Genomic DNA, 17,512 nt, shown 5'->3' with positions numbered 1-17,512 from the left:
GTTAAACCCTCCTTAGGAAGCATAAGAATAGCTTGTAAGGGGGGATTTTTTTGTCTAAGTTCAAAACACACAAACCCCGAAGAGGAGGGCCCTTGCCTTTTCGCCATGTGATGATCATCACTATCATTTTCTTCATGTTTTCCACAGGGGCTGGTCTCTGGATCGTAAACCTGGGCTTGAAGCCGACCCTGCTTGCCTATGCCGAAACGCAGACGAGCAGAATCGGGACGATGGTTATCAATAAAGCGATCAACAAAAAGGTGGCCGGATCAATTGAACTGGAGGAAATAACGGAAGAAGTGAAAAATGCAGAAGGGGAGGTGGTCTCCCTCAGGTTCAATACACAGAATATCAACAGGGTTCAGGGAGAAATCACTAATTTGGTGCAGTTATATTTAAAAGATGCGGAAAAAGGGAATATCGAAAATCTCGAATACATCACGGATATTGAAATAGACGAGGATGGGACGAAAGCCGATGAAGGAATTGTCTATTCTGTCCCTCTGGGTCAGGCTACAAACAATGCATTACTAGGGAACCTGGGACCAAAAGTTCCTATAAGGTTCCATTCCATCGGGGACGTGCGATCGGATATCAAACACACGGTCGAAGAGTTCGGCATCAACAATGCCCTCGTCAAAGTCTATGTTACCCTTACCGTCAACGTCCAGATCATCATCCCGTTTGCAACTAAAACCGAAACCATCAAGCAGGATGTACTGATTGCCATGGATACCGTCCACCTGGATGTACCGCAATTCTTCAACAACAGCGGCGACGGCACATCTCCATCAATCGAAATGCCGACGAATTGATGCTGCCCGCGGAAAGCGAGGTCTTGCACGGAAATCAATTGCGACAATCAAGAATGGAAAAAACTTCCCTCACCCCATCTCGAATTAAAAGTTGTCAAAAAAGTGATAGTTTGATATATTTAAAAAGGAAATTTTAATATTATAACCACATCATCAATCCGATGGGGTAGAGGTGCAGGGTTCAAGAGTAAGCTGTTTGAGGATGACAACTGAGACAACAGATGAAAGGGAACCTTTGCCGAAGCAGATATGTTCGTCAAAAGCATATATGCTGGGGTTATCTTGAAGAAGGGTAACACTGTCATTATGGGGGACACTCTATAATGGGGAGCTACAGATCGTGATGGAGCACTTACATTACTCATTAAAGGTAATGATAGGATCCTCTATCATTACCTTTTTTATATTCCTCTGTCATGCTAATGGTTCCCCCCTATCAAGTAGGAGGAGGACATTATGGAAAACACGATTTATTCAATCATCCCGCCCCTTTTAGCCATCCTGATGGTTATTCTGACGAGACGCGTACTGCTCTCGCTGGGTGTAGGGATCATCGCTTCAGCACTTCTTATTACAAATTTCTCTATCACAGGTACAGCCGCTAAGATATGGGAGGCCGTCAAAGGTATTTTCGTCGCAGACGGCGGATTGAACACATGGAATGTGTACATCATCTTTTTCTTATTGATTCTTGGCGTCATCACTGCATTCGTCAACATCTCAGGCGGAAGCCGCGCATTCGGTGAATGGGCGATGAAACGCGTGAAGACCAGAAGAGGCGCGCAGCTGCTCGCAGCCGTTTTAGGTATCATTATTTTTATTGATGATTATTTCAATGCGCTTGCGGTCGGACAGGTTGCAAGGCCGATCACGGACCGTCACAAAATTTCACGTGCGAAACTTGCTTATATCATCGATTCGACATCAGCTCCGGTCTGTGTCGTATCACCGGTATCAAGCTGGGGAGCATATATCATCGGAATCATCGGTTCGATCCTTGCGACTCACAGCATCACCGAGTACACGGCATTCTCTGCATTTATTCAAATGATCCCAATGAATCTGTATGTTTGGGCAGCGCTTCTGCTCGTATTGGTAGTAGCGTTTAAAGGCTTTGATTTCGGTAAAATGAAAGAGCATGAAGACAGGGCAATCACGACAGGGAATCTGTATGATCCAGACAAGGAAATCCCGGGAGAACTGAAAAATGATCTTCCAGTCAGCTCCAAAGGGACAGTCGGTGATCTGGCATGGCCGATCATTGCGCTTGTCGCTGGAACCGTCGGCATGATGCTATGGACAGGGTATAAGGCAGTCGGAGCCTTTGACATCATCCCGGTGTTTGAAAACACGGATGTAACAAAGTCACTATTATACGGCAGTTTATTTGCACTGGCGATTGCACTTATTCTTTTCTTCCGTCAAGTAAGCTTGAAGGGTGTGGAAGGGAGTGCAGTCGGGACAGCGGTAGTGGAAGGAATCAAATCGATGCTTCCTGCCGTATATATCCTTATTTTTGCATGGGCCATCGTCACGCTGATCGATGAGCTTCAAACGGGCACGTACCTTGCAGGGCTGGTTGAAAAATCAAACATGCCAGTCGAGCTGCTTCCAGTACTGTTGTTCTTGGTCGCCGGTATCATGGCCTTCTCTACGGGTACTTCATGGGGCTCCTTCGGGATCCTGCTTCCGATCGCTGGTGAAATTGCAGCGGCGACAGACGTAAGTGTATTACTTCCTGCGATGGCAGCCGTATTGGCAGGTGCTGTACTTGGAGATCACTGTTCACCGATTTCCGATACGACGATCCTGTCCTCGACAGGAGCCGGAAGTAATCACATCGACCACGTATTGACACAGCTTCCATATGCTCTTATCGGAGCACTGGCGGCTTCAATCGGATATCTTGTATTAGGATTCACGGGAAGCACACTGCTTGGTCTGATCGTAGTGGTTGTGATCATCGTGGGACTTGGTTTACTGAAAGGGAAGAAAACGGAATCAGCCGTTTCATAATGTAAGAAAAAGAAACCAGAGGCAGAATGCTGCTTCTGGTTTTTTTGTTCTCTCCCTAAAGAAAATAAGCCTTTCGCCCATATTCTACCATAGATTCTTTTCTCATAAGAATAGGAGAAAAGGGGGCAGAGATATGCTGACAGAGGTGGAAGGCTTTAACGATTTGATCTATCCCGATGATTTGTTATCGATCATCCGAAATGGTTTTAAACATTCGTCCAAGCCGAAGAAGGTGCTGATACTCGGAGCTGGACTCGCTGGTTTGACGGCTGCATCCCTGCTTAAGAGGGCCGGGCATGAAGTCACTGTCCTGGAGGGGAATAACAGGGTGGGAGGTAGGGTTTATACAGTAAGGGAACCTTTTACTTCAGGTAATTACATTGATTTTGGAGCGATGAGAATTCCTGAGAACCACGCTTTGGTTTTTGAATACATCAAACGCTTTAACCTGCCCGTAAACCGCTTCATCAACTCATCTCCGCAGGATTTGATCTTTGCGAATAATGTCCTTACCACTAAAGATGAATATAAAAGAAATCCTGATATCCTGGGTTATCCGGTTGAAGAACATGAAAAAGGGAAAACTGCCGCAGAGCTTTTCCTAGAGGCGACGAGACCATTCTTAGATCTGTATATGAGCAGTACACCCGAAGAACAGAAGGGTTTAAGAGAAGAGTATTCAATCTACTCGATGGGCGACTACCTGGCTTCCAACCGGCTGGGAAAACCCCTTTCAGACAGTGCCATAAGAAAGATCGGTGTCATGCTGGGCATCGAAGGATTCCCCGGTTTTTCGTTCATTGATATTTTGACCGATATCATTTATCCGATTTTCAGTGAGGAAATATCCTTTTATGAAATAACGAGGGGCAATGATCAGCTGCCACGTTCTTTCATCAGTGAGCTGCAAAATGAGATCAAGCTCAATCGGAAAGTGGTGAAGATCATTCAGAAAGAAGATGGTGTCTGTGTACGGACGTTGAATCCCCATTCAGGCAAGAGGTCGAGTTACACGGCGGACTATGCCATTGTCACGATGCCCTTCACGGTCTTTCAGTTCGTGGACGTAGTCCCTCATGAATCGATTTCATTCAATAAATGGAAGGCGATAAGGGAAGTGAATAATGTCCAGGCAGTAAAGATCGGCATCGAATTCAAGACCAGGTTCTGGGAGAAATCCGGGTTTGGAAATGCAGTCACCGACAGTCCTTTGAAGTTCAGTTATATTCCGAGCCATGGCATCGGTTCAAGCGGCCCGGGGGTGATGCTTGCAAGCTACAGCTGGGGTAATGATGCCGTATTATGGAATAGTCTGCCCGATGAAGAACTGGTGAGGGTTACCTTGAAAGATTTAGCCAAAATATATGGAAACATCGTCTATTCTGAATTTATTCAGGCTGTCTGGTTCAATTGGGGACAAAATCCATACTCAGCCGGGTGCTTCACACTATTTACACCTCAGCAGCAGAAGAACTTCGATAAAATCTCCCGGGAACCGGAGGGAAGGCTTCATTTTGCAGGGGAGCATACTTCTTCATTCCATGGCTGGATGGAGGGGGCGATTGAATCAGGGGTAAGGACTGCTTTTGAAATCCAGCATAGGGAGGATGTATAAATTGCAAGCTGAAAAAATATTCGACAAAAACCGCGGTATATAGTCGTTTTGAACCATCAAAGCGGACTTTACAGTTAAAACAGCAAAATTTTGCTTTGACAATTGTCCTAGAACTAGCTATACTGACTTTAGATTAAATAATCTGAAAATAAAAAAATTTCAATTACCTTATTATTGGTAGTTGAAAAGCTTGGGGGGACCAACATGGAAAAACGTGCCCAGTTTGGAACACGTGCAGGATTTATCCTGGCAGCAGTAGGATCTGCGATCGGGTTGGGGAACATCTGGCGTTTTCCGGCCGTAGCGTATGAAAATGGCGGAGGAGCATTCTTCATTCCTTATCTGTTTGCTCTCTTGACCGCCGGTATTCCATTATTAGTATTAGAGTTCACGATAGGTCATAAGTACCGCGGATCAGCACCATTATCTTATTTCCGTATGAACAAAAAGACGGAATGGCTTGGATGGTGGCAGGTACTCGTCGCATTTGTCATCTCGACCTATTATGCCGTCATCATCGCGTGGGCAATGTCTTACAGTGTCTTTGCCTTTAACAAGGGCTGGGGGGACGACACGGAAGGTTTCCTGTTCGGGGAGTATCTTAAGCTTTCTGTAGATCCCGGACAAACCGGCGGCATCGTTGGCGGAGTATTCATCCCGCTTGTGCTTGTATGGATCATCACTCTTGGAATTCTGTTCAAGGGTGTCAAGAAAGGTATCGAAGTTGCGAACAAGATCTTTATTCCCGCACTTGTCATTTTATTCTTGATCATTGTGGTTCGCGCGTTGACTTTACCTGGGGCACTTGATGGACTTGATGCATTCTTCAAACCGGATTTCAGTAAGATCGCAGACCCGGGGGTATGGGTGGCTGCATACGGACAGATTTTCTTCAGCTTGTCGATTGCATTTGCCATCATGATCACGTATTCAAGTTATCTTCCAAAGAAATCGGATATCACAAATAACGCCTTTATCACAGGGTTCAGTAACTCAGGTTTCGAGCTTCTTGCCGGTATCGGTGTATTCGCTGCACTCGGATTCATGGCTCAGTCCCAGGGAGTCGGGGTGGAGGAAGTCGTCAGCGGCGGAGTGGGCTTGGCATTCGTTGTCTTCCCGCAGATCATCAATGAATTCCCGGCATTGAATGGGTTGTTTGGATTCTTATTCTTTGCATCCCTCGTTCTTGCAGGGTTGTCGTCACTGATTTCAATTTCTGAAACTTATGTGGCTGCGGTACAGGAAAAATTCGGCTTATCGCGTACAAAAGCCGTAGCGTTCGGCGGAGGACTTTCAGCTGTCATCTCAATCTTATTTGCAACACAGGGCGGATTGTATTTCCTCGACGTTGCAGATTACTTCATCAATCAATTCGGAGTGGCGTTCATCGGATTGGTGGAAGTGGTTGTCGTGGCATGGTTCCTGCGCAAGATCAATACATTCAGAGATCATTCTAACGGCATTTCCGATATCCAGCTTGGCGGATGGTGGAAAGTATGCCTCGGCGTCATCACTCCGATCGTGCTTGGCTGGATGATGTTCGGATTATTCAAGATGAATCTTCTGAAAGAATTCGATACGGATACCGGAAACTATGAAGGTTACTCAAATGCTTTCATCCTCTACAGCGGGTGGTTCGTAGCAGCATTCGCATTGATCGTCGGTGTGGCATTCACCTTTAAGCGCTGGCATTCAAAGACAGAAGCTGAAAGCTATAAGGAGGTAAGCTGACATGAGCGGTAGTGCAATTGTAATGTTGGTTGTCGGTGTCGTCATCATATGGGGAGGCCTTGCGGCAAGTATCGCGAACGCGGTGTCCAAATCAAAAAAAGCATCCTGATTATAAGAAAAAGCAGCCGGTTGACATTTCAACCGGCTGCTTTTTTTGTAACATTAATTTTTGTGACAAGAATACTTGATCCAACGTCTAATTCACTTTCTTGTTCAGAGCGTATTGATTGCACATTTTATCTTAGTCCTTTTCAGCGGTTGATTGGAGTGCAAGACGAAGACTCCTGCCAAGTGTAGCTAATGTGAGACTAGTCCAGCTCCAGCGGCTAGAGGCTCGAGGTCATAAGTCAAGAAAGCCAAAAAGGCAAAAAGCGCCTTTCCGGCTTTCTCGCCTTATGCTTGTCGCCTCTGGTCAAGCCGCTTCCGCTTTTCTACTTGTCCAGCTCCAGCGGCTAGAGGCTCGAGGTCATAAGGCGAGAAAGTCAAAAAGGCAAAGTACGCCTTTCCGGCTTTCTCGCCTTATGCTTGTCGCCTCTGGGCGAGCCGCTTCCGCTTTTCTATTTGTCCAGCTGCTGGGCTTAGAGGCACATGTCATAAGTCAAATCGTCCAAGAAGGCAAAGAGCGCCTTCGTGGTCGATTCGCCTTATGCAAACCGCCTCTCTTCAAAGCCCCTCCGCTTTTTTTTCCGCAGGCTTGCCGAGGAGGCTCACGGGCTACCCATCAGAAAGCGAAGTCTTGCACGGAAATCATTAGCGTTGTTGAGAAAAGAATGTTACCTCTTCCTGCTTTTCATCCATTCCTGTCTCTCCCATTGGCGCAGATGCGGATAAGGATCAAACGACCATTCTGTCAATCCGTTATCCTTATACATACCGTAGTGGAGGTGAGGCGGGAATTTACCGGATGTTCCCGGCGGTCCATATCCCGAGCTGCCCACTCCGCCGATCATCATACCCGGTTCAACGACCTGTCCGACTTTAAGATTTTCAGAAAAACCGCTTAAATGGGCAAAGTAATGATAGGTATTGTTGATATCCCTGATTCCTATCCTCCATCCGCCATAACGGTTCCAGCCTTTCATCTCGATAATCCCATAGGAAGTCGCTCTTACCGGTACGCCATAGTCTGCAAAAAGGTCCGTTCCTTCATGGATGCGGCGTCCTCCCCACCCGCGTGCATCACCCCATGTATTCTTATAACTGTAGTTGAACCGGAGCGGCAGTGGAAATGCTTTGTCATTGAGGTGAATCGTGCCGAAATGTTTATAGATTTTGGCTTTTCCCATAATGATGCTGACTGTCTTATCGCGTTCGTAATAATCCCATAAGGCCAACTTGAAATTATCTCGGTCAATCCCGTACTGCAATACATAATCCGTAAAGGCGGCAAGGATATCTTCATCGCTTTTGATGCTTGCCTTACCGTCCATATCCCCGTCCCTGCCGAAACCATTGAATAACGTGATCGTCCTCGGATTGTCATCTCCAGGATTAGGATTCAGGGGACCTGACCATCTCTCGGGATCAATATAGATGGAAATGAAAGAAGTGGGCTTTTCTCTATCTTTACGCGCAAAGCGCAGGCTCCGTTCATACTGATCGACTGCCGCAAGATAATACCAGGGTATATGAGTGAGTGCTTCACTTTTTTGAAATAATTCCATTCGTTTTGTGTGGATTTGTTCTTCTGACAACTTTTCTTCTGCCTTTGTCTTTACTGGACTCGTGAAACAAAAGAGCAGGATCAGTGCCAGGACTAATCGTATATACAAGGTCAATCACCCCAACTTAGAGTTCTATCATTAGTTTGCGACGAGCATTTAGGATTCATAATCATCAATAAATGGTAAAAGGGTAACATGCTTGTTTTCACATTTTTAGTATGATAAAGTGACAAAAGGAGTATATTGATGATGGCTTTTTTTACATAGAATGAACGATCAGTAAGCGTTTCACTCTTACATAGGGCTGTTTTCTAATTACTGTTGCATCTCGTTCATGATTGCGGGGACTGAATAGTGCGTGTTTACGTGCTCTTTTCAAACTCAAGCTAAAAAGAAAGAGGGACGTACATTGGAAAATACCTAAGTTCCTGTATTTTCCTGTCTGTAAGCAACAGTGTATGCGAAAAGGCTTTGCCTAAATCAGAAATTGTTAGGATTGGAGATGAGGGGTATGACGAAGAAAGACGAATATATTCGTAAACCGGATTGGCTTAAAATCAAGCTGAATACGAATGATAACTATATGGGCTTGAAAAAAATGATGCGTGAAAAAAATCTTCACACGGTATGTGAAGAGGCGAGATGCCCGAATATCCACGAATGCTGGGGAACCAGAAGAACCGCCACATTCATGATCCTTGGGGACATCTGTACACGTGCCTGCCGTTTCTGTGCGGTCAAAACAGGGCTGCCGAATGAACTGGATCTTAAAGAACCTGAACGCGTAGCCGATTCAGTCCAATTGATGAATCTGAAGCACGTGGTCATCACAGCAGTTGCCCGTGATGATCTGAAAGACGGCGGGTCCCAGGTATTCGCTGAAACAGTGCGTGCCATCCGCCGTAAGAGTCCTTTCACTTCCATTGAAGTACTGCCTTCCGACATGGGCGGTGTGTTTGATAACATCAAGACTTTGATGGATGCCAAACCTGATATCATGAACTACAATATCGAAACGGTACGCCGATTGACTCCAAGAGTCCGCGCCCGTGCAACATATGACCGTACGCTCGAATTCCTTCGCCGTGCAAAAGAATTGAATCCAGACATCCCGACGAAATCCAGCATCATGGTGGGTCTTGGGGAAACGAAGGAAGAAATTCTTGAGACATTCGATGATCTTCGTGCCAACAATGTGGATATCGTAACACTCGGTCAATATCTGCAGCCGACGAAGAAACATTTGAAAGTACAGAAGTACTATCACCCTGATGAATTTGCAGAGCTTCGTGAAGCAGCGATGGAAAAAGGGTTCAGTCACTGTGAAGCTGGGCCGCTTGTGCGTTCATCTTATCACGCGGATGAGCAGGTTAATGCAGCCGCAAAAGCGAAACAGGCAGCAGGGGAAGAAGAGCTAAAACAAGAGGTATAAAAAAGAAAGGACTGACTTTTTAGTCAGTCCTTTTTCAAAGCTTGTTTATTGCATCTAGTCCGTCATTGTTTCTGATTATCGATGCGTTTTTGATTGGTTTTGTTGATTTGATGGACGTCATCTTCACCCATATATTGTTCGTCCATCATCTCTCCGTTGGCATTTTCGCCGGTACTGACGTTTTTCCCCTGTGGAGAAGCCTTAAGCATCTGATCGATTGTATCATCAATGGACGTATTGACGTTTTTGCTGTCGCTGTCCATTTTTGCTAGGTTCTCGACATTCTGCATCAAGTTAGGGTCATCCGTTACATACACATGGTACCAGCGCGGAACGACGGATAAAGCGGTTTTCTTTACCTGATCGGCTATATTGAAACGTTCATCCTTGCCTTTTTTATCCGTTTTATAGGAAATCAGCACTTCTTCATCCGTAACAAGTGTTGCACAATCATCTACATTCGGTATAGCCACGCTCATTCTGCTGATGCTGTCGGCAACCTTCTCCCTGTCTAAGCGGTACATATTTTTATTTGAAATGGCCTGTCCCTGTACAGGACTTTTCTGCTGTCTTACAAAACCGAAATCTTCGCCGTTTTTCTTGGCATTGTTGCTGACATTCTCATTATAAAGCTCTTCCTGGTCATTTACATTGATGGTATTGCCATTATCATGGAACATTTCTTCGTTCGCAGTGTCGATCCCGCTGCAGGCAGCACCAAACAATGAAAAGGTTAATACAGTCGTGCCCAGAATATATTTGTTCAATTGAAGCACCCCCTATTTATTAGGGTAGCCAACTCAAATTACAATTTTTCATAGTAATTAATGGACAATCCGTTATAATTTAAGTAAGGATAAGCATGAAAGAGGTGGATGGAATGATCTGTGTACAAAACATATGCTATGAAATCGTCGAGGAATTCAGGGACGGATTCAATGAAGAGGCATTCAAAGAGCGGTACAGTGACATTTTAAATAAATATGACTATATCCTCGGCGACTGGGGATACGGGCAATTGCGCCTGAAAGGTTTTTTTGATGATCAAAATCAAAAATCTTCATTTGACACAAAAGTAAGCACCCACAAGGATTATCTTTATGAGTACTGTAACTTTGGCTGCGCTTATTTTCTTTTGAAGAAAGTAAAAAAGTAAGAAGGGAAGGGGACGTCTCTCGTGAAGAGATGTCCCTTTTATTATTTATTTTCATTCTCCGTGTATGGCGGTTCTTCATTACGTTCGGGGTCGGCATGAACGGGGTGTGCGCCAGGCTCCTGACGGGGGATATCCTGGTGCAGGGTTTTATTTTCATAGTTGAACGCACTGTAATAGCGCTGTCCTTCTTCCCATTCCGTGCTTTTGTTCTCAACAGGAGTGTATTTACCCCGGGGTGATCCGTAAGGTCCTTCAGGAAGTGTCTCCGGAACAAGGAAGTTTCTCTGCGCCTCTACATTCGAGAAATCACTGTATACTTCTTCTTTGTCGCAGTGTTCTTCTTTCATTTTATCTCCCACCTTTCTTAGAAATAGTATGTGAGGGGAGGGAGATGTTCATTCCCGGTATGTTAAAGAATCGTTTCGCTCAAGAATTCCCTCAGCTCGGCTGCTTCTTCTTCGGTGAGCTTATACACGCTTTCCAGGTAACCCGGCTCATCCAGGTCGTCACGTCCGATGATGGCGAAACTGCTTCCCTGAAGGTCGAGTACAAGTGATTTTCCATAATATCTTTCAGTTTGGGTGATGGCTAAATCATAGCGCTGATTCTCCCCCATGAAACTTACAAACCTCGTCTTGGTCTGCTCTGTATCATCATATAAATAAAAGCGTTCTGTCATCATGATTTCCTCCTTAAATTCTTTGCCTTTCATCATCATAACAAACTTAGGGACGGGTTTGCAGAGAAGAAGCCGCTATATAGACCGCACGCAAATTATGTTAAACTATATGTGGATGTTATTCAGAAGAGGTGAACAAAATGTATTTCGTGGACAGAGACAAAATTGAAGAACGATTAGTGTATATGAATGATCAGTTAAGTGTATTCAACGCTGGCTCCACATGGGAATCAACCGTTGAAACGCTCGCCCTTGAAAGAATCGGGCATACCTTGATTGAATCGGTCCTGGATGTTGGAAACAGCATGATCGACGGGTTCATCATGAGGGATCCCGGCAGTTACGAGGATATTATCGATATCCTGCTGGATGAAAAGGTGATCGACGAGGGTATGAGCAAGGACCTGAAACGTCTGATCGATCAGCGAAAAATACTTGTACAGGAGTATACAAAAGTCGATCGAAATGAACTCAATGAAATCCTGACTGAAGTAAAGCCTACACTTGAACAGTTTCCGGTTCATATCCGCCGCTACCTTGAAAACGAACTCGGACCTGTATCAGCGTTCAAAAATTAATACATTCAAAAGCGCTTCCTATATGGAAAGCGCTTTCTGCTTATAATGAGATTTTTTTACTGAAAACAATACATACTAAAACAATTAAATGGAGGTACATCATGAAACAATATAAAGGGTATTTAATCGATTTGGACGGAACTATGTACCGGGGAACCGAAGTCATAAAAGAAGCCGGGGACTTTGTGCGCCGCCTGCAGGAAAAGGGGCTGCCGTATCTGTTTGTGACCAATAATTCCTCGCGCCGCCCTGAACAGGTGGCTGAAAAGCTCCAGGCATTCGGGATCCAGGCAGCCAAAGAACAGGTTTTTACCACCTCGATGGCCACTGCTCAGTTCATTGCCGGCAGAAAGCCAGGCAGCACAGCTTATGTCATCGGTGAGGAGGGGATCCGGTCTGCTCTTCAGGAAAAAGGCATCACGCTTCAGGACAAGAATCCGGACTTTGTCGTTGTAGGAATTGACCGCGATATCAATTATGAAAAACTTTCCCTTGCCTGTCTCGGAGTACGGAATGGAGCAACATTCATTTCAACAAATGGGGATATCGCCATCCCGACAGAAAGAGGTCTGCTGCCTGGAAACGGGTCGCTGACTTCCGTTGTGACGGTATCCACTCAAACTCAGCCGATTTTCATCGGAAAACCGGAATCAATCATCATGGAGCAGGCACTGGAGGTGCTTGGGGTTTCAAAAGAGGATACTTTGATGGTCGGCGATAATTACGATACGGATATCAAAGCAGGAATGAATGCAGGTCTGGATACTCTGTTAGTTCATACAGGAGTGACAACGAAAGAAATTTTGGAGAAGAAGGATGACCAGCCTACTTATGTGGCCGACACACTGGAGGAGTGGGATGTATAGAAAGGGGCAGGGTGATGGACACTTAGTCTATCGCCCTTTTTTGATTCAAAAAATGAGATTCCAGCATTTCAAGGTTAGACATCTCTTTTTTATCTAGGTAAAATAGAACAGGGAAATGAAAGTTATTTCCTGAAATATGAATAAAAGGAGGGGAAGGTAAAATAAATTGCCGTGGAATGTTTTAATCATGCTATGCAGGGTAGAAGGGTAAGAAGGATATGTATGCATATCCGATCCTGTTGACTCTGTTAGTTGGGGAATATGAAAAAGGTAGTGTGAAGTATGAGTATTACTGAGTTGATTGGGAAGAACATCAGAAGGCACAGGCGCGCAAAAGAAATCACGATTCAAGAGCTTAGCAGGAGGAGCGGGTTGACCGTAAATTATATCTCCCTGATTGAAAAAGGAGACGCAAATGCATCCATAAACAAAATTCATGCGCTGATACAAGGTTTGCAGCTGAAGTGGGAGGATATCATTCCCACTCGCGAAGAAGAGATGACGCTTAGGGCTCCCTCTTCTGACGAGTTGACAGAATGAGGTTTCTATGAGACATTTCCAGCTTGATCATTTGAATGAATTCTTTGTCCAGTTGTAATGCATTTGCTTTTTTGAACGCTTCTACCAAGGTTTGATCACTGAGTAGTTTTATCTTACATTCACCTCAGTCCGATTCATTGTTGCGACCAATGAACAGGCGGATTTAGCCGTACTCGTGATAGCCTTTATAAAGAGAAAAGAGTCATAATATTACAATTATATTTTTAATAATTACAACTATATTTGTAATTATATCGGATAATTTTTGCGTGTGCAACTTTAATGTGCTAAAAAAAGAAAAATTTACCAAATAAAAACAGACCTCTTCAAATGAGTGTCTGTTTTTTGGTATGCTTATTGCTGTCCTTCATTCCGATGGGCAAGACGACTTGAGGCTGCTGCAGCAATGGCACCGACGATATCATCCAGGAAAGTATGGCACATGCCGGAAGATTTATCATTCAGCTTTTTCAAAATACCAGGTTTTTGTTTATCGATGAAACCGTAATTCGTAAAGCCGATTGATCCATAGACATTCACGATCGAGAAGGCAAGGATTTCATCAACTCCATATAAGCCTTCATCCACTTCCACAATCGCCTGCAGCGGCTCTTCAAGCATTTTCTTTTCTGCCAGCCGGTCCAATTGTATACCTGTTAGAATGGCATTTTGGACTTCCCGCTTGGTCAGGACCCTTTCCACGTTATAAATGCATTCTTCCAGTTCCAGGTCAGGATGGTATTTCTGCTGAAGGTACATAACTAAATTGGCGATGTCTTCTATTTCGACCCCTCTTTCATGGAGCCATCTCCTTGAGGTCTCTTTTAATATGTCCATTGATTTTTTGTCCTTCATCCTATTCACCTTTTCTGTTTATAAATAGTATTCAAGCATCAGAGCCTTGTTTTTTACTCATATGATTCCATTTTGAAAAATAGACATAATAATAGCTTCTATCCCCATTCATGCCCATCAGTACAAGGTGATATTCCTTGAAAGGTTCGATTTCATATAAAAATATCGATACGAAGGCAGAGGTGCCATGGAGATGGCCGCTTTTATCAAGATAGGAGAGGGTATTATGTCACAAGACCTTTTAGCAAAACATTTCGGTTTGACACCCGAGCGCGCATTCTTTGACGGTGTGATGGACCGCTACATGGCGGGCGGATTATTATATAGTATTGTCAGTGTTTCAGATGTGGAACAGGAAACACTGGTCGAAATGTATAAATTGACGGAGCATATGAAGACGCAGGGGGACCGCTATGTTTCTTCCTTTGTCCAGAGTAAGGAAGGGCGTTTCCTTGTAACGGAAAAAAACCAGGATTATGTGGTGGTCAGAAATGAAAATCTGCCTCCAGTTGCTGAAGGCAAAGTGGGCAGGAAACTTGGGAAGTTCCATTTCCGCGGAAGGCTTTTCGAAGAAAAAGTGGAGAAGATCAGCAGGATGGGACAGTGGAAGACGTTATGGGAAAGGAGGCTCTCACAGCTGGAAAAAGCCTACTATTCGGTGATTGAGAATCAGCCGGCAGATGAGTTTGAAAGGAGATTTGTAGAAAGCTATCCTTACTACAATTCGTTATCGGAAAATGCCATTCAGTATCTGGTCGATACAGAGCTGGATGAAGACCCGAAGCCGGAGGATGCCGGCACAATCTGCCATGAACGTTTCCAGAACTCGACCTGGGGAACCGAAAGCTGCATCCATTTCCCGTTTCACTGGGTATTTGATCACGCCAGCCGGGATCTGGCTGAATGGGTCAGGGAACAATATCACTTGAAGAATCAGACCTTCCATCCCGGTCTGCAGGAATTCTTAAGGGAATATGGATCAGTGGCACCGCTCTCGCCATTTGGATGGCGTCTGCTGTATTCAAGGATCCTTTTCCCCCTTCATTATTTCGAATGCATAGAAGAGTACTATATTTCACAGTCCGACGGGCAAAAGAAAGCCGCAGAGGATAAGCTTGATCGCTATTTAAAAAATTCCAATCATTATGAGACCTTTTTATCTGACTTTTACCACCTGTCAGAGGTTCCGGTGAAAAAATGGGGGATCCCATTGGTAGGCTGGCTTTAAATCAAGATCCCCTTCATGAAAACCCTTTTATGATACACTAAAAAGAAACATGAGTGAAAGAAGGGAAGAAGGATGAAGCCATCTATCTTTATCACGAGGAAACTGCCCCAGGCTGTAATTGAGCCTTTGAATGCGGAATACCAGGTAGAAATGTGGGAGAAAGAAGACGTGCCGGTTCCAAGAGACGTCTTGCTAAAGAAAGCAGGGAGTGCCTCTGCTTTGATCACCATGCTGTCTGATCAAATGGACGGGGAGCTGCTTGAACATGCGTCCTCATTGAAGGTTATTGCGAACCTGGCAGTCGGGTACGATAATATCGATCTGCAAGCAGCAAAAGAAAAAGGCGTCATCATCTGCAACACACCCGATGTATTGACTGATACAACCGCTGATTTGACCTTTGGGTTATTAATGGCGGCCGCCCGGAGGATCGTGGAGGCTGATCGTTACATAAAAGAGGGCAGGTGGAAAAGCTGGTCCCCGCTCCTTCTTGCCGGAGCGGACATCCATCATAAAACGATCGGGATCGTCGGTATGGGGAGCATAGGGGAAACCGTGGCAAAAAGGGCAAAAGGATTTGATATGAATATCCTGTATCATAACCGTTCAAGAAAGCCGGAAGCTGAAGAAGGGCTGGGCGCTGTTTACGTATCAATGGATGAACTCCTGGCCCAATCTGACTTTGTCGTCGTCCTTGCACCGCTGACTCAGGAAACGGAAGGCCTGTTCCAAAAAGAACAATTCCAGGCCATGAAAAAATCTGCCTTCTTCATCAATGCGGCACGCGGGCCGATCGTGAATGAAGAGGCATTGACAGAAGCGCTTAAAAAAGGTGAAATCGCAGGAGCGGGACTCGATGTGTTCGTTGAAGAGCCGATCGATTCCAATCACCCGCTCCTGCAGCTTGACAATGTGGTCGCATTGCCGCACATCGCCAGCTCGTCGATTGAAACCAGGACGGCTATGATGAATCTGTGCGTACAGAATGTAATGGCTGTTTTAAAAGGGGACGAGCCCCGTACCCGGGTGGAATGACATACAAAAAACACGCATGACGCCATGCGTGTTTTTTCTTCCTTATACAGGAACTGCCTCTTCTTCAACAGCCTTATAATAAGGAGCGAGCGACTGCCGCTCAATCTCTTCGAGGAAAGCCGGTGCCACATCATATAGAATTGTGCGGGCAAACTTCCATGCATTTTCTTCAATCCGGAGCATCAGGCGGCTTCTTTCTTCTTTATCAGCTTCATCCAGTCTGCCGGCAAGTACTTCAAGTTCATTGTCATGCGCATGCCCCATTTCATGGGCAAGGACTACTTTAAAATATTCAGGCAGGCATTCAGCTTCCCCATACATCCTGAGGCATTGCTCGGTGACATTATCAGTGTATATCGTAATCGAGTGGGTGTTCATACTGTACTTCCCGCCTACAAGGCGCTTTCCGGGAAAGGTACACTCCAATATCACATTCATTCTAGAATCCAAACGGGCTAACAACTCATCTACGATCTGTTGATATCTCTCTTTAGTCAATTTCTCACTTTCTCCCCTTAAAAAACAAATCTGAATCATTATAAGATGTATATGAAAAAAAGAAAACGGCATGCTATAAAAAGATGTTGGAATTAGTGGAATTAATTGGTTTTTAGCTTGATTTAAGGGCCGGGCATTCGCCGGGGGATAGAGCTTTGCGGGCATAAAAAAGATGACTCAACATTACTTGAGTCATCCGTAAGTTCAAAATTAGAAAACTTGTTCTACTTCAACAATTCCAGGTACTTCTTCGACTAGTGCGCGTTCAATACCAGCTTTAAGTGTAATTGTTGAACTTGGGCAGCTTCCGCATGCGCCTAACAGACGCAGCTTCACAATGCCGTCTTCCACGTCAACCAGTTCACAGTCCCCGCCATCGCGAAGTAGGAACGGACGTAATTTATCTAGTACTTCCTGTACGGAATCAAATTGTGCTTGATCAGCCATCTTTATCTACTCCTTTCCTTACTCTCTATTATAATGACATATCTGTAAAAAATCTATCAACCCGCAAACAATTGGGAATTTCTTTTTTGGGGGATACAGTTCTTAATACCGCTGCCCGATTCCGTGGATGACTTCGCTTTCTGCGAGCAGCTCGTGAGCCTCTTGATATGAACGAGACTGTCAAGATACTAACCCCAACTAATTTTTGTTTTTAGGCAATCTGAAATAGAGAAGCTCTTTTTGACTTCTCAACTTTTTTGATTCCTCTCATCGCCGCTAATGATTTCCGTGCAAAACTTCGCTTTCCGCGGGCGGTTGGTGAGCCTCCTCGGCTTCGCCTGCGGGGTCTCACCTAAC

At 44.9% G+C, this 17,512-nt stretch carries 20 protein-coding genes and 1 riboswitch; of the genes, 12 read left to right on the top strand and 8 right to left on the bottom strand.

Annotated elements, in window-relative coordinates; all coding sequences use genetic code 11:
• Positions 1 to 92 precede the first annotated feature (92 nt).
• The 5 genes from yunB to ACKA06_RS04315 all read left to right on the top strand — a co-directional run bounded on the left by yunB (position 93) and on the right by ACKA06_RS04315 (position 6,286).
• A complete protein-coding gene (yunB, locus tag ACKA06_RS04335; protein WP_232353721.1) occupies positions 93 to 815 on the top strand; it encodes a sporulation protein YunB in 723 nt (240 codons plus the stop codon).
• Between the two features lie 159 nt (positions 816 to 974).
• Positions 975 to 1,157, top strand: a riboswitch (Lysine riboswitch).
• A 114-nt stretch (positions 1,158 to 1,271) separates the two neighbouring features.
• Positions 1,272 to 2,831, top strand: a complete 1,560-nt coding sequence (locus tag ACKA06_RS04330) for a Na+/H+ antiporter NhaC family protein (protein WP_032086486.1) — start codon at positions 1,272 to 1,274, stop codon at positions 2,829 to 2,831.
• Positions 2,832 to 2,964: 133 nt separating this feature from the next.
• Positions 2,965 to 4,446 carry a flavin monoamine oxidase family protein gene (locus tag ACKA06_RS04325; RefSeq protein WP_032086485.1) on the top strand — a complete coding sequence of 494 codons (1,482 nt, stop codon included), beginning with the start codon at positions 2,965 to 2,967 and terminating at the stop codon, positions 4,444 to 4,446.
• A 204-nt stretch (positions 4,447 to 4,650) separates the two neighbouring features.
• Complete coding sequence (locus ACKA06_RS04320) at positions 4,651 to 6,177, top strand: sodium-dependent transporter (RefSeq protein WP_032086484.1); 1,527 nt, start codon at positions 4,651 to 4,653, stop codon at positions 6,175 to 6,177.
• A gap of 1 nt (position 6,178) precedes the next feature.
• Positions 6,179 to 6,286 carry a methionine/alanine import family NSS transporter small subunit gene (locus ACKA06_RS04315; protein WP_071620474.1) on the top strand — a complete coding sequence of 36 codons (108 nt, stop codon included), beginning with the start codon at positions 6,179 to 6,181 and terminating at the stop codon, positions 6,284 to 6,286.
• Positions 6,287 to 6,950: 664 nt separating this feature from the next.
• Here ACKA06_RS04315 and ACKA06_RS04310 read toward each other — a convergent pair.
• Positions 6,951 to 7,943, bottom strand: a complete 993-nt coding sequence (locus tag ACKA06_RS04310; RefSeq protein WP_411159273.1) for a M23 family metallopeptidase — start codon at positions 7,941 to 7,943, stop codon at positions 6,951 to 6,953.
• 409 nt (positions 7,944 to 8,352) lie between these two features.
• Here ACKA06_RS04310 and lipA point away from each other — a divergent pair, with 409 nt between their 5' ends.
• Positions 8,353 to 9,273, top strand: a complete 921-nt coding sequence (lipA, locus tag ACKA06_RS04305) for a lipoyl synthase (protein ID WP_032086483.1) — start codon at positions 8,353 to 8,355, stop codon at positions 9,271 to 9,273.
• A 62-nt stretch (positions 9,274 to 9,335) separates the two neighbouring features.
• Here the strand turns inward: lipA and ACKA06_RS04300 are convergent, their stop codons facing one another.
• Positions 9,336 to 10,049 carry a YhcN/YlaJ family sporulation lipoprotein gene (locus ACKA06_RS04300; protein ID WP_411159042.1) on the bottom strand — a complete coding sequence of 238 codons (714 nt, stop codon included), beginning with the start codon at positions 10,047 to 10,049 and terminating at the stop codon, positions 9,336 to 9,338.
• A 104-nt stretch (positions 10,050 to 10,153) separates the two neighbouring features.
• On the opposite strand from ACKA06_RS04300, the gene ACKA06_RS04295 reads away from it, so the two are divergent.
• A complete protein-coding gene (locus tag ACKA06_RS04295) occupies positions 10,154 to 10,429 on the top strand; it encodes a YutD family protein (protein ID WP_032086481.1) in 276 nt (91 codons plus the stop codon).
• A 41-nt stretch (positions 10,430 to 10,470) separates the two neighbouring features.
• On the opposite strand, the gene ACKA06_RS04290 is transcribed toward ACKA06_RS04295, so the two are convergent.
• Positions 10,471 to 10,776 carry a cytosolic protein gene (locus ACKA06_RS04290; RefSeq protein WP_411159041.1) on the bottom strand — a complete coding sequence of 102 codons (306 nt, stop codon included), beginning with the start codon at positions 10,774 to 10,776 and terminating at the stop codon, positions 10,471 to 10,473.
• 62 nt (positions 10,777 to 10,838) lie between these two features.
• Complete coding sequence (locus ACKA06_RS04285) at positions 10,839 to 11,108, bottom strand: DUF3055 domain-containing protein (RefSeq protein ID WP_032086479.1); 270 nt, start codon at positions 11,106 to 11,108, stop codon at positions 10,839 to 10,841.
• 140 nt (positions 11,109 to 11,248) lie between these two features.
• Between ACKA06_RS04285 and ACKA06_RS04280 the strand changes: the two genes are divergently transcribed.
• From ACKA06_RS04280 to ACKA06_RS04270, 3 genes are all read left to right on the top strand, one after another.
• Complete coding sequence (locus tag ACKA06_RS04280) at positions 11,249 to 11,686, top strand: DUF86 domain-containing protein (protein ID WP_058299685.1); 438 nt, start codon at positions 11,249 to 11,251, stop codon at positions 11,684 to 11,686.
• 101 nt (positions 11,687 to 11,787) lie between these two features.
• Positions 11,788 to 12,552: a TIGR01457 family HAD-type hydrolase gene (locus ACKA06_RS04275; RefSeq protein WP_032086477.1), complete on the top strand. Its 765-nt coding sequence runs from the start codon at positions 11,788 to 11,790 to the stop codon at positions 12,550 to 12,552.
• A 282-nt stretch (positions 12,553 to 12,834) separates the two neighbouring features.
• Positions 12,835 to 13,092: a helix-turn-helix domain-containing protein gene (locus ACKA06_RS04270; protein ID WP_032086493.1), complete on the top strand. Its 258-nt coding sequence runs from the start codon at positions 12,835 to 12,837 to the stop codon at positions 13,090 to 13,092.
• Here the strand turns inward: ACKA06_RS04270 and sda are convergent.
• Both sda and ACKA06_RS04260 read right to left on the bottom strand, forming a co-directional pair.
• Positions 13,058 to 13,180, bottom strand: a complete 123-nt coding sequence (gene sda / locus ACKA06_RS04265) for a sporulation histidine kinase inhibitor Sda (protein WP_318293574.1) — start codon at positions 13,178 to 13,180, stop codon at positions 13,058 to 13,060. The two genes, ACKA06_RS04270 and sda, sit on opposite strands and share 35 nt — an antisense overlap.
• Before the next feature lie 266 nt (positions 13,181 to 13,446).
• A complete protein-coding gene (locus ACKA06_RS04260) occupies positions 13,447 to 13,947 on the bottom strand; it encodes a phosphatidylglycerophosphatase A family protein (protein ID WP_032086476.1) in 501 nt (166 codons plus the stop codon).
• Positions 13,948 to 14,173: 226 nt separating this feature from the next.
• On the opposite strand from ACKA06_RS04260, the gene yutH reads away from it, so the two are divergent.
• Both yutH and ACKA06_RS04250 read left to right on the top strand, forming a co-directional pair.
• A complete protein-coding gene (yutH, locus tag ACKA06_RS04255; protein ID WP_197669335.1) occupies positions 14,174 to 15,175 on the top strand; it encodes a spore coat putative kinase YutH in 1,002 nt (333 codons plus the stop codon).
• Between the two features lie 72 nt (positions 15,176 to 15,247).
• Positions 15,248 to 16,210, top strand: coding sequence for a 2-hydroxyacid dehydrogenase (locus ACKA06_RS04250; RefSeq protein ID WP_197669334.1), 963 nt, complete (start codon positions 15,248 to 15,250; stop codon positions 16,208 to 16,210).
• 42 nt (positions 16,211 to 16,252) lie between these two features.
• Here the strand turns inward: ACKA06_RS04250 and ACKA06_RS04245 are convergent, their stop codons facing one another.
• On the bottom strand, positions 16,253 to 16,708 hold the full coding sequence (locus ACKA06_RS04245) for a hypothetical protein (RefSeq protein ID WP_032086473.1): 456 nt from the start codon (positions 16,706 to 16,708) through the stop codon (positions 16,253 to 16,255).
• A gap of 210 nt (positions 16,709 to 16,918) precedes the next feature.
• A complete protein-coding gene (locus ACKA06_RS04240; protein WP_032086472.1) occupies positions 16,919 to 17,155 on the bottom strand; it encodes a NifU family protein in 237 nt (78 codons plus the stop codon).
• Between the last annotated feature and the right edge of the window lie 357 nt (positions 17,156 to 17,512).

It is taken from the genome of Rossellomorea oryzaecorticis (assembly GCF_045897515.1).
Classification (GTDB): Bacteria; Bacillota; Bacilli; order Bacillales; family Bacillaceae_B; genus Rossellomorea; species Rossellomorea enclensis.
This window is presented reverse-complemented; position numbering and strand designations above follow the sequence as displayed.

Excerpts from the sequence above, each read along its gene's own strand:
- ACKA06_RS04295 (WP_032086481.1), top strand. The coding sequence starts at position 10,154 with ATGATCTGTGTACAAAACATATGCTATGAAATCGTCGAGGAATTCAGG.
- yutH (WP_197669335.1), top strand. The coding sequence starts at position 14,174 with ATGTCACAAGACCTTTTAGCAAAACATTTCGGTTTGACACCCGAGCGC.
- ACKA06_RS04260 (WP_032086476.1), bottom strand. The coding sequence starts at position 13,947 with ATGAAGGACAAAAAATCAATGGACATATTAAAAGAGACCTCAAGGAGA.
- ACKA06_RS04275 (WP_032086477.1), top strand. The coding sequence starts at position 11,788 with ATGAAACAATATAAAGGGTATTTAATCGATTTGGACGGAACTATGTAC.
- ACKA06_RS04290 (WP_411159041.1), bottom strand. The coding sequence starts at position 10,776 with ATGAAAGAAGAACACTGCGACAAAGAAGAAGTATACAGTGATTTCTCG.
- ACKA06_RS04315 (WP_071620474.1), top strand. The coding sequence starts at position 6,179 with ATGAGCGGTAGTGCAATTGTAATGTTGGTTGTCGGTGTCGTCATCATA.
- ACKA06_RS04240 (WP_032086472.1), bottom strand. The coding sequence starts at position 17,155 with ATGGCTGATCAAGCACAATTTGATTCCGTACAGGAAGTACTAGATAAA.
- ACKA06_RS04250 (WP_197669334.1), top strand. The coding sequence starts at position 15,248 with ATGAAGCCATCTATCTTTATCACGAGGAAACTGCCCCAGGCTGTAATT.
- lipA (WP_032086483.1), top strand. The coding sequence starts at position 8,353 with ATGACGAAGAAAGACGAATATATTCGTAAACCGGATTGGCTTAAAATC.
- ACKA06_RS04270 (WP_032086493.1), top strand. The coding sequence starts at position 12,835 with ATGAGTATTACTGAGTTGATTGGGAAGAACATCAGAAGGCACAGGCGC.
- ACKA06_RS04280 (WP_058299685.1), top strand. The coding sequence starts at position 11,249 with ATGTATTTCGTGGACAGAGACAAAATTGAAGAACGATTAGTGTATATG.
- ACKA06_RS04320 (WP_032086484.1), top strand. The coding sequence starts at position 4,651 with ATGGAAAAACGTGCCCAGTTTGGAACACGTGCAGGATTTATCCTGGCA.
- ACKA06_RS04330 (WP_032086486.1), top strand. The coding sequence starts at position 1,272 with ATGGAAAACACGATTTATTCAATCATCCCGCCCCTTTTAGCCATCCTG.
- ACKA06_RS04285 (WP_032086479.1), bottom strand. The coding sequence starts at position 11,108 with ATGACAGAACGCTTTTATTTATATGATGATACAGAGCAGACCAAGACG.
- ACKA06_RS04325 (WP_032086485.1), top strand. The coding sequence starts at position 2,965 with ATGCTGACAGAGGTGGAAGGCTTTAACGATTTGATCTATCCCGATGAT.